The organism is Coleofasciculus sp. E1-EBD-02, assembly GCF_040218245.1.
Lineage (GTDB): Bacteria > Cyanobacteriota > Cyanobacteriia > Cyanobacteriales > Coleofasciculaceae > Coleofasciculus.
In genome coordinates this window covers 37,198-48,693 of record NZ_JAVJQN010000166.1, presented here as the reverse complement: position 1 = coordinate 48,693, position 11,496 = coordinate 37,198, and the positions used below count along the sequence as shown (strand labels likewise).

Here is an 11,496-nt window from a genome sequence, read left to right as displayed (position 1 = left end):
GGCGAGTTCGTTATCGACAAGAAAAGGAGGTCAACCCGATTGGATTACTGCACACCGATTCACCGTAAGGATGGTTATAGCTATGCATTTTGATTAGGTTTGCGTAGATGTCTATAGAGATTTGGTTACAGTTCTTTACCCTGAAAAGCGTGCAGGTTTGGATTGCCGAAACCCTTGCTATACCTTAGGGTGGGCATTGCCCACCAGCCAAAATTTCAGTACCATTCAACATAAGATCAACAGGCAGAGCATCCTCAAGGACATTCCCTTCTCAGACTTGGGAACGAGGCTAACGAGGTTAGGCTACGCCCCAAATAAAAGTAACCAAATCGGTAAGGTAAGTAAAAGTCCTATCGAACCAACCGCCAGTGCTGTCACAGTTAACTCGCGATCAAGTTCATACACTTCCGCAATGACTAAGGTGGCAAAGGCTGGTGGCATTGCCATTTGCAGGACGATCGCTAATTGCGGCTTACCAACTATGCCAAACTGTGATAAAGCCATACCTAATACCAAAGGAATCAGTAACATTTTAATGCCCAGACCTACCCCCGCTTGTTTAACTTTGCGCCAAGACGCCAACTGACTCAAGCGCATACCAATCAGAACCAGTGAAAGCGCGATCGCACTCCAGGCAAATTTTTCCATTCCCTCTTCTAGCCATCCTGGTAACGGAACCTGACGCAACGCCAATCCGATGCCCATACTCCACAGCGCCGGATTAATTACCAGCGATCGCACTAACTGCCCATGACTCTTCTCACCCCGACCAAAACGTGCCGCTAATACTACCCCTAAACCATAAGCGCCCAGTAACGTTCCCAGCATGTCATAAAATAGCGCCCAACCGAAATAGTTTTTTCCCAACAAGGTTAGATTAACGGGAAACCCCAAATACCCTGTATTTCCTACCATCGACGCCAGCAAGAAACTCCCTTGAGTCGGTTTAGTCCACCCAGATGGAGTATCATTTGTCAAGCCTTTATTCGCGGCAAACTTCCCGCCACCCTTAATCCAAAACCAAGCCAATCCTGCACCCAACAAAATCGCCACCCAAGCCGCGATCGGAGCAATCCAGATTTTTCCCGATAGATCCGCACCCCGCAGAAACGTAATAATACTGACAGGAACTCCAATCCAGAATAGAAATTGACCAATAAAGGTTGGTACCCACCGGGGCATTAAACGTCCTAATACCCATCCGAGTAGCACACCACCCCCTAGCTGGAGGTAAAGTTGGAACAAGGGTCGTAAACGCTCTGGATCTAGGCTGGGCATTAGATAATGATCAAACAGACAACGGTTTTGATGATAAGTCAGTCTCCAAGAAAAGAAATTGGCACAGACTACATAAGTGAAGTTGCCAACCTTTAGCCGAATGACACTGAATTAAGGCTGGTGGGCATTGCCCACCCTACGGGATATCAAGGGTTTTGGCAATTCCAAAATGCTTATTTAGTGCCATTAAACTTAAGCCAAATGACAGTATCAGTAGTACGCTCAGGAGTGGAGTTTTGAATACCCCCGATTTTCCAGGAGAACCCGTCAACCTATCCGAATCAACAGAGGAGGATATTCCCGTAGCCGTCAGGGATACACCCGACACCCGAAAGCGATCGCGGTTGCAGCCGTTTCTAATTATCCTGGCAGTATTAGGAGGCGGCGCGATCGTTTTGGCGCTAATCCTATCCTCGTCCACTTCACAATCCCCTCAAACGGTTACGGCTTCCCCACAACCTACGACAACGGATACCTCCACCCCAGCTACTCCAGAAGAGAGTGAGAGTGAGAACGACGTTGATAATCTTCTGGGACACCTCCCCTACGAAGAAGCTCCCCTATCTGAACTCGAACCCATTACTTCAGATGGTCGGATTCAACTCCGGGAAGCAGCGGCGAAGAAATTTAAAGCGATGAGGGCAGCCGCTCAAGCCGATGGCATCGTATTAGTCGCAATATCCGGCTATCGTACTCAGCAACAACAGCAGCATCTCTTTTTTGACATCAAAGCCCAACGGGGACAAGTGGCGACACAACGGGCTGAAGTCAGTGCGCCTCCCGGTTACAGCGAACATCACACCGGTTATGCCGTCGATATTGGCGATGGCAGAACACCCGCCACAAATCTGAACACCAATTTTGAAAATACGGCGGCGTTTAAGTGGCTGGAAAAGAATGCCGCGTACTATAGCTTTGAGTTATCCTTTCCCAAAGGAAATCCCCAAGGTGTGAGTTATGAACCATGGCACTGGCGCTTTGTTGGTGATCCAGATAGTTTAGAAACTTTCTACAAAGCCCAACATTTGGATCGTCCTGACTCCGAACCGTCTCCTTCGTCCTCAGAACCAGAAGATGACTCTAGTACAAGGGAACCGGGAATAGAGAACCGGGAATAGAGAACCGGGAAAGGTTGTTGTAGTAGTGCGAGCGTCTCGCTCGCTATTTTGAGCTTGCTGCACCAATCCGAAACCGCAAAGCCCATCAATGCTTTGAGTAGCATAGACATTGGCTCATCTTCAAGGACATAAGGTAAAACCCTTTCATACCCTTGCACCACTATCAAGGAAAATCTATCATTGCTTTCCCTGCTCCCCCAGCTTCCCCAGCTTCCCCTGCTCCCTACCTCCCCACAAAACTATTCAGCAAGCCCTATTTTGTATGGGTTTTTATCCAAGAGGGAACAGGAAGGAATGGGGAACAGTAAAGAATGTCCTAACCTGTCAAGGTAGCTGCTATACTACCTAAAAGGTTTGTTTAGGGTGCTGTGTCGCAAGATTGTGAAGCAAAGATTTGTGAGTTAGAACAGCAGGTTCGTTCCTTGAACCGACTGATTGAAACGATTGTCGATCAGGTGGGTCGAGATGCAGAAAGGATCACGGAGCTGGAACAAGAGATTGAAAGACTAAAACGCATAATTGGGGAGTTATCCAGTCATGGCTGATAATCCGATCACTCAGCAAGATGATACTATTCCTGAAGAGGACTGGCGTGTTGCTCATACTAGGATAGAGGAAAAGCTGCGCCGGAATGCCCAAACTCAGAAGGGTTGGACGTTAATGGATTCTGCGACTCTGGTTGAGGCGGCAAAATTGTTATGTGAATCCGATGCTCCACCTCCTACTGCTGAAGAGTTACGTTGGCTTAGGGACAATTTGCTCGAACACCAGCAAGCTGTGGAAAAGCTGATCAAATTAATTGAGTCTCTATTAAATCGGTGAATCAAAAGTTCAATATCATATAGCACTACGCATTGAGGTTAGGACAATAACATTAAGTGAAAAGGCAACAGGCAACAGGCAACAGGCAACAGGGAAATGTCCTAACGTATCTTCGTAGTACTATAACGTAAAGACTTCCTTGAGCTTGTCACCGATAACCTATCAATCAAATCCGCTCTAATTTAAATGCTAAGTTCCTAATATCACTAGAAGCAAATCTTGTCAAGGGTAAACCGTTAAAATTTTAAAATCAACCCTCAACAAAACGCACTTTTATATCAAATGATGCAGCAAACCACTCTCAATGTAATTGCCATTGGTATCTTTGGCATGACCCTTTCCGCTCTACTGACTCCAATTTTTAATATTCCGCCAGCGATTCCCGCCTTGGCAACATTTGGAATTTTAGGATTAGTTACGGTAGATACTCTCAGCTTTCAAGGTAAAGGTACAACCGTACTATTAGATTGGTTAGCCCAGAGGCGCAGTGACTATCGCGATCGCATTCTGCATCATGAAGCGGGTCATTTTCTGGTGGCTTACCTGTTGGGGATTCCGATCAGGGGTTATACGCTGACAGCCTGGGAAGCCTTGAAGCAGGGACAACCGGGTGCGGGTTTAGGTGGCGTGCAATTTGATACTCAGCAACTCTCACCGAATCCCCTTGCCATTGGCGAAATGCGATTGACTCTGGATCGATTCTGTACCGTATGGATGGCGGGAATTGCGGCGGAAACCCTGGTTTATGGTGAAGCGGAGGGAGGAATCGACGATTGCCAAAAATTAAAAGAGGCTTTGAGATTATTTCAACGTCCGGTTGGTGAATTTACCACCAAACAGCGTTGGGCGATGCTGCAAGCTCAAACGATGTTACAGGATAACTGGGAGGCTTACGAAGCCCTTGTTAAAGCTATGGCAGAACGGACATCCGTAGGCGATTGCTACCGTTTGATTCAAGATCATTACCACCATGCAGAGACGTAGCATGTTAAGCCTTTACATTAATAAAGTGTGTCATCACTGTAAAGCACCTGGTTAGTTCCTTTGGCTTTAGCACGCAAAAGATTATGATCCGCCCGTTTGACCAGGCTTTCGCCTTTGTGGTCATCTGAAGCCTTGAGAGAAGCAATGCCAACGCTAATCGTAATCTCGATCGCGATCGTACCATCTACATTAAACGGTTGCTCGTTGATCTGATATCGCAGGCGTTTGGCGACAATTTTAGCTTCCTCGCCATTGGTTTGATTAAGAACCACTAAAAACTCTTCGCCGCCATACCGAAACAACGTATCCTGTAGGCGCAGATTATGCTGGAGTCGGGTTGAGAGCAACTGCAAAACGCGATCGCCAACTTGATGTCCATACGTATCATTCACGGATTTGAAATGATCCACATCCATCATAATCACACTCAGATCCGTGATGTAGGTGCGGGCATTTTGGATTTGCCGGGGTAACTCCCATTCCATCGCCCGACGATTATTCAGTTCGGTTAAGGGATCAGCCAGAGCCAAGGTGGAGAGAACATCATTGGTTTGCAGCAGTTTTTGGTAGAACTGCACACTGCGCCATCCGGCTAGGATATGGGCTTTCAGAAGCCGATATTCTGCCAATGCACTTCCTGGATCTCCTGTTGGGGTGCAAGTCAAGGGTAAGTAAGCATCTGCACCGCCTTCTAGGGCTTCAGCACAAATAATTTGTTCCCGACGCGGATCGGCGGCTTTGCCTTCACTCAAGGAATAAGACGGGTCATTAATTAAAATGCAATACGTCCAGCTTAACTGTAGCTGTTCTTTAACCTGCTTACAGAGTTCCAAACTCCCATTTTGGGTTGCCTGCACGATTAAAATTGCGTATTGTTTAGCTTGAACCTTACTCAGAGCCTCTTCTGGATTGGCAGACGCCTCCACCTTGCCAGACGTGATCGTGCGAATCTGGTCAAGGAACGTCTTAAGGAATTGCGGATTTCCCACGATTAATACAGAAGCGTCCATTTTGGGATGTAGCTCGACAAGAGCTGAGACATTGACCCTGTGCACCTGATTTCAAAACGTTTTCTACCAAAAGTTGAAGCTTTGGCAGGGGATTTCCCCTCTCTATCTAGAGTAGACTGTTTTTCGGGCTAAGAACAGTAGTATATGTGCTGCATCTGAAACTTGCGGCGAACCTCTTGAGGGTTGTCACCCTGCATTGGATGCGATAAGGAGTTCGAGTATAACCCATTTCTCCTGACTTCTACATTAACTTATCGTGCCTTGGAGCCTTCTGCCCTCTGCCTTGTCTCCACCAACAGTATAAGTATTCCACCGGACATGATATAACCCCACCCAAATCAACGATTCAGATGGGGATAAATACGGCAAAACCTCAGTCAGTGAAACACTTTCTGAGGAACCTTTATTGGGAACACACTGAGTTAGAGGATTACTTCTTTTGTTTGAGCTGCTTCAAGATTGAACCGATACCCAGGGAACCCACAGCTAGCAAGCCGCCAATTGTACCGGGTTCAGGAACCTCGGTTGCCGTAAACACAGCACCAGAGAATTTCAGATCCTCGTCTATTGTCTCATCTGCATCGAGTTTTGCCTGAACTTGATCAACGGTAGTATTGTTGATTTGGAAGGTGATATTGCCCTGACCTTCAGAGATATCGTTAGAGGCACTGGTAAAGAATCCAGAAATTGCCACGTCTACGGCTACGTTAGCACCACTATCTTTTAGATCGTAGGTAGCCGTTTCCAGGGTGAAAATACTTTCGCCATCTGTGATGGGGTCTACATCACCTGGGAAAAAACCAACAACACCGGGAATTGGAGTGTTACCCAAGTCAAGAAAAGGAGTCTCTGCTGACAGGGGAGTAAACGAGAGAATACTACCTATGTTTGCCGAATTGAATACTTCAAAACTGGGATCACTACTCGTAATCGAAACTGGAGTGACGGGTTGGGGACTAAAGGTGAGGGAGTTCTTGCTGAATTTGACTATACTTTGGTCACTACCAAACGCACCAGAAGCTAACTGAAACTTACCAGTCAACGCAATGGCGTTTGCTTCACCAGCATTAGTCAACACACCAGCAGCGACTAGGGGTATTGTAGCCAACGAGCCAAGAATTGCTTTTTTCATACTATGGGGTACTCCTGTTGTTACTGCAAAATTTAGGGAACTGAGGGATTGCTAAGGGAAGCAGGGATATATTTCGATTTTCCTTTCCTCAAATTAACGTCTTGTTACTTAAGCTGTCTATAGTTCCCTGTAAGGATTTGATGAACTCTTTACAAAGTTTTCATGAAGCTTCGCCTAAGTCTGGGCAATAAGATAATAGAAGTCAAGCCGGACAGCTTAGAGGGTGTTTACTACAACCGCTATGTCAACTTCTAACCAACACTTGCTGAGTCTGATACCGTGACTATCCCTTGGGGTATGTCAAGAGACTATACGATTTCGTTTGTAATGGAGTTGCTGTTGCTACAACCCCAATGCAGCAGGTCGGAGATGATATATATTGAGTAATGTAAATATCCTACCTTAATTGTATTACAGCCAGTGTGACTGTCATCACTCTTAAGTTCAATTTGACGATTCTCCACCTTGAGAGCCACCAACGATAAAGCGATCGCGCCTTCATTTTCTCCAAAGGGGCGATCGCATCATTCGTCTCAAGGTTTGACGGTAGCTGGATATACAAAAAATTGGGGGTCTTTGTCTTGTTGTCCCCAATGTTTTTGTATTTGAGCCAAAGGCTCTAGCTTTTTGTGTTAAGCTTTGTTCTTTTTGCCAGCGCGGGTCAGAGCTAAGGAACCAGCGACTACTCCTAAACCAAGCATTGTGGCAGGTTCAGGAACAGATTCAACGCTAATGAAAGCGCCAGAGAAGGCAACATTGTTCAGCCCGCCATTGGACAGGGCAGCTTCAGCCGCCTCTGCGTCCAGATCTGGAACTTGGAAAGTTAGGTTACCTGAACCGTCGGTTATTTCAGAACCACTAACAAACTCACCAAAAAATCCGATAGATAGGGTTGAGCCATCAGCCGCATCGACAAATTTGAATGGACCTTGGACATCCGTAACGTTGAAAACATTGTCTCCGTCCGTTACGGATGGATCGAGACCGGGAAAGTTAAACACACCCAAGTCCAAGAAGGGATTGTCTACCATATCACCACCAATACTGACAACGTCGTTGATGGTTGCAGCATTGAAGGCAGCAAAATCATCAGTTGCAGCTGATACAAATACCTGACTGTCGTCATCGAAGAAGTCGATCGAATCCTGTGTGATATTCGCTAGAGTGTCGAATGAAGTGAGCTGAAAGTCACCACTCAAAGCGTTGGCTGCACCAGCGTTAGCCAATACACCAGCAGCCGCTAGGGGCAGTACAGCGAGTGAACCTAAAATTGCTTTTTTCATGAAATATACTCCTAATGACAGATCGATTGCGTGGTACTTAAGGAGTCTTGAGCCTGTGAGACTCTGACATTCAGATTACTTTTCTTTCCTTAAGCTAACTTCATACTACTCGACATGTCTAGGAGTATCCATAAAGCTATGATGAACTTTCTGTAAAGTTTTCATGAAGTTTTGTCCAAGGAGGCGAGACATCCTGCTATCGCGGGATTCCTTGGGATTAACGCTTCCTAGGGGTTAGAGATTTTTAATACTACACCAGTGACTGCACGCTTTGTGTGTGGATGCTTTACTTAAGCTAACAAAACTTTGTCAAGATCAATTAAAGATCAATAAGCGCACGTTGAGAAGCGCTATCTTTTGCCCGATACCAGAGGGACACGGTATATCGCCCCCCTCTGGTGTAGCATATATTACGCCTGTTTCTTTTTGCGAGAGCGAGACAGCATCAGAGAACCCGCGACTAAGCCTAAACCAGCCAAGGTTGTGGGTTCAGGTACAGAAGCACTCATGAACACACCAGAGAAACTAGCATCTAAACCTTCAGGGGAAGCAAGCGCTGCTTGAACACCTGACTTTCTCAGGGTACTTTGGAACGTTATAGTGCCTGCACCATTGGACATTTGCCCCTCTGCACTGGTGAAGAATCCGGAAAGTCCCAAGGATATAGATGTACCCGTGAATTGATTGTCATGGTCAAACATTTCCTCAATGGTAAAGTCGCCGATACTCAACAGAGAAAATGCATCTTCTTCATCGGTTATACTGGCATCGCCAAAGGGTAAATTTCCCAAATCTAAAAAGTTTTTGACCAATGGGTTATCTTTCGTTGCTCCATTGCTAGGGATAAGCGGAGAAGGAATTGACTTGATTGTTCCGGCGTCGAAGGCAGAGAATGTTCCAGATTGATTCGTTAAAAGAAGTGCTCCTGGATCAGGTGTGAATTTTACCTGATCGGAAAACAGAGTAGCGTTGGTGACTTGTACGAAAGGTGCAGTATCCGTTACGTTTATTCCCGGAGAAATACTGAACTCTCCGACCAAAGCAACTGCTTTTGCTTCACTAGCTGTGCTAAAAACACTAGCTGTAACGACAGGAAGCATGGCTAGTGAAGCAAGGATTGTTTTATTCATTGGAACTCCTTCGGTTGGGTAAACAAATAAGCAATTGTAGAATTTAAGAAGAGTGAAGACTTTTAGGGATTACAATATTTTCCTCTCCTTACAAATAAGCTAACTGAATACTCCTGCTGTTGGCAATGCCTGAATGTAAAGCTATCAATAACTTTCTATAAAGTTTCGATGAAGTGATATCTACAGACACGATCGCGGAAATACTCCTCATACAACTGACAGCTTACCACCACGCGATCGCCAACCCAACGCACTAATCCGAAACTGTGCAGCTTCACCATCTGGATTGGATCAAGTTCTACAGCATCATTTGCCTTAAGCACCTGCTGATAAGCAACCGCTAAATCTGGATACTGGCGCAGCCTCCATAAGTGGTGATGTAGGTGCTTCCCATAGATTCCTGTATCCGTCGCTACAGTTTCTCCGACCGATTTGAAACTCACCTGATGCTTTGCCATTTCATAGAACATCAAACGCACCAAATAGGGAAACCCTCCCACTAACCGCATAAGCTGATCCAGTTCCTGGGATGATAAATAGAGTCCATAACGCTTTGCCAACTCGTAGACTTGTTCACGAGTAAACGGGGATAACTGAATCCCTAACCCCACAGTCAACAGGGATTGATAGGTATGAAACCAACGATAACCCTCAGAGGAATGAACTAACACCAAGCGCAGGTTGGAAAAGACAGGGATATCCTTGGTATCCTCTTGCCAGGAGTGTAATAATGCCAAAAAGTCTGCCGCGATCGCCGGATACTCGAAGACTTGATTCACTTCATCAATGGCAATAACCAATGGGCGATCGCTTTGTGCAAGCAAGTATTCCTGGAAATAAAGCGTGCAGCTAATCAAACTGCCCATTGCTTCATCCCAATACTCATCCAGTTTCGGTTCTAGCCGAAGCTGTCGTGTCACATTGACACAAAGCCAGCGCAAAAAAGTCGCGATCGCACTAAACACTGAACTCTCTGCCTGATTTAAACTTAATCGTACCGTCCGATAGTTCTGCTTACTCGCATCAGCCAGAATTCTTGCCATTAACGACGTTTTCCCCATCTGCTGAGAACCCTCCAAACGCAGGATAGTGGCGGGTTGGCGGATTTGCTGACAGCCGTCTGATTCTATAGGCGATCGCTCAATATAATAGATAGAATTCAACGGAACTTGTCCCTCTGGTACTTCTAAGGGAACAAACTGCCTAGGTTTCAGCGACTTAGCCGTTGTCAAACCCTTGTCACTAAACAGTCTTCGTTCGAGTACCGAGCGAAAATTCGTCTTATTAACTTTTTCCCCACAGGCGTTTGAGAGTAAGTGCCATAACTTTGGTGCGACACCTTGCTTAATATAGTTGGCAGAATAACCATTTTCTTGGGCAATCTGGTCATAGGTTTTAGGTTCATCCTGCCATGATGCCCACAGAATCGCTTTTTGAATATAACTCAGCGAATGATCGGTCTTGGCAACCAGGAACGTATCAATGCATTCCAATACCTGGTCAATTGGACGATGCCCCTGTTTAATCATCGTATCTATGCCTTGTCAGCCTGTAGCACTATTACCGTTTTAGGACATGTCACGCCTTGTCAATTCATATAAGTTCATAAAATTTAGATGAGGATGACTCCCTAAACTTATCAGTTTAGTATATTGACAATTATATATTTTTATGCATTAAGCCAAACTAGACGCGAATAAATGGTGACCTGTCCCTGACCAAGATATCAACTTTATATATTGAAAAATCTGAAAATTTGGGTAAATTGGTAAATTTGCAACATCCGATTGAGTTTGTCAACCCTCTTATTTAAAGAGTCTGTAAAGTTGGCGGGACAGCGATTAAAGATTAGATAAAGCTTCGCCGTTCAGCCGCACAAATTTTATATCAAATTTATATATTGTTGATAGAGATTAAATTTGGCATCATCAAAAGTATAGATGGTAGGTTGTGAAACACCATAAAATTTATTCCTCAGTGTAACGGGGATAGGCTGGAAGAGAGGTCGCTGGTATTGATCCGCATTCTTGGCTAAAGCTATTAACCAAAAATCGCTTTGGATTTGAGTGATTGTTAAGGCGTCATAGCTGGAGCGATCGCCGTGACAAACGGGCGTCTAAAACTTCAATGGATTTAACCGGAACCGTAGGGATTTTCTCTGAAAAACTTAACCGATAAACACTGATCTGAAAAGCTTAATTTGTCGGGGAGAGTTCCCGGAAACATTATCCTTATTTAGAAAACGGATTTAGATATCATGAAAATCCTTGTCGTTGAAGATAACTTAGACTTTGCCGAAGCGTTATTTGAATGTCTCACGTTTGAAGGCTATATCGTCGATGTAGTCACAAACGGTGCAGCGGCTTGGGAACGGGCAGTAATCACGGACTATGACTTGGTACTTTCTGATATCGAGCTTCCCCAACTAGATGGGATAAGTCTGTGTAAAAAATTGCGTTATCATGGCTATCGTCTGCCTATATTCCTAATGACAGGTTTAGAACGAGATTTGCCAATAATCTTGACGAATGAAGCCAACGCTAATGCTTATTTTTTCAAACCCTTTAGTTTCCAAAAGTTATTAGAACGGATTCAATCCCACTGTCTCTGTTGCTAAGTCAAACGTCTTCGGGGAGGAGTGGCATTCTGTAAAGCTTATCTCGAAACTGCTGTATAAGTAGGTTGCTGGAAATAAACCCAACTCTATTAACTTCTGTAAATAGTCCTCAAACTATTACA

Annotated in this window: 11 protein-coding genes; 5 read left to right on the top strand and 6 right to left on the bottom strand. The window is 45.1% G+C overall.

Annotation, left to right across the window (positions count from 1 at the left end; all coding sequences use genetic code 11):
• Positions 1–303: 303 nt before the first annotated feature.
• Positions 304–1,278, bottom strand: a complete 975-nt coding sequence (locus RIC07_RS26705) for an AEC family transporter (RefSeq protein ID WP_446397161.1) — start codon at positions 1,276–1,278, stop codon at positions 304–306.
• A gap of 236 nt (positions 1,279–1,514) precedes the next feature.
• Here RIC07_RS26705 and RIC07_RS26700 point away from each other — a divergent pair, with 236 nt between their 5' ends.
• The 4 genes from RIC07_RS26700 (at position 1,515) to RIC07_RS26685 (ending at position 4,202) form a co-directional block, all read left to right on the top strand.
• Positions 1,515–2,396, top strand: a complete 882-nt coding sequence (locus RIC07_RS26700; RefSeq protein ID WP_446397160.1) for a M15 family metallopeptidase — start codon at positions 1,515–1,517, stop codon at positions 2,394–2,396.
• Positions 2,397–2,764: 368 nt separating this feature from the next.
• Positions 2,765–2,941, top strand: coding sequence for a hypothetical protein (locus tag RIC07_RS26695; RefSeq protein WP_446397159.1), 177 nt, complete (start codon positions 2,765–2,767; stop codon positions 2,939–2,941).
• Positions 2,934–3,218 (top strand): hypothetical protein, encoded by a 285-nt coding sequence (locus RIC07_RS26690; protein WP_446397158.1) that lies wholly within the window; start codon positions 2,934–2,936, stop codon positions 3,216–3,218. The genes RIC07_RS26695 and RIC07_RS26690 overlap by 8 nt, the downstream gene beginning before the upstream one ends.
• Positions 3,219–3,503: 285 nt before the next feature.
• Entirely contained in the window at positions 3,504–4,202 is a 699-nt protein-coding gene (locus RIC07_RS26685) for an ATP-dependent Zn protease (protein WP_446397162.1), read from the top strand.
• A 17-nt stretch (positions 4,203–4,219) separates the two neighbouring features.
• Here RIC07_RS26685 and RIC07_RS26680 read toward each other — a convergent pair whose 3' ends face one another.
• From RIC07_RS26680 to RIC07_RS26660, 5 genes are all read right to left on the bottom strand, one after another.
• Entirely contained in the window at positions 4,220–5,212 is a 993-nt protein-coding gene (locus RIC07_RS26680; protein ID WP_446397157.1) for a GGDEF domain-containing protein, read from the bottom strand.
• A gap of 430 nt (positions 5,213–5,642) precedes the next feature.
• The gene (locus RIC07_RS26675; protein WP_446397156.1) at positions 5,643–6,344 is read right to left on the bottom strand and encodes a PEP-CTERM sorting domain-containing protein; all 702 of its coding nucleotides are present in this window, start codon (positions 6,342–6,344) and stop codon (positions 5,643–5,645) included.
• A 632-nt stretch (positions 6,345–6,976) separates the two neighbouring features.
• Positions 6,977–7,627, bottom strand: a complete 651-nt coding sequence (locus tag RIC07_RS26670) for a PEP-CTERM sorting domain-containing protein (RefSeq protein WP_446397155.1) — start codon at positions 7,625–7,627, stop codon at positions 6,977–6,979.
• Positions 7,628–8,037: 410 nt separating this feature from the next.
• Positions 8,038–8,757: a PEP-CTERM sorting domain-containing protein gene (locus RIC07_RS26665; RefSeq protein ID WP_446397154.1), complete on the bottom strand. Its 720-nt coding sequence runs from the start codon at positions 8,755–8,757 to the stop codon at positions 8,038–8,040.
• Between the two features lie 155 nt (positions 8,758–8,912).
• On the bottom strand, positions 8,913–10,286 hold the full coding sequence (locus RIC07_RS26660) for an AAA-like domain-containing protein (RefSeq protein WP_446397153.1): 1,374 nt from the start codon (positions 10,284–10,286) through the stop codon (positions 8,913–8,915).
• Between the two features lie 728 nt (positions 10,287–11,014).
• Here RIC07_RS26660 and RIC07_RS26655 point away from each other — a divergent pair.
• Positions 11,015–11,374 carry a response regulator transcription factor gene (locus tag RIC07_RS26655; RefSeq protein WP_446397152.1) on the top strand — a complete coding sequence of 120 codons (360 nt, stop codon included), beginning with the start codon at positions 11,015–11,017 and terminating at the stop codon, positions 11,372–11,374.
• The last annotated feature ends 122 nt before the right edge of the window (positions 11,375–11,496 follow it).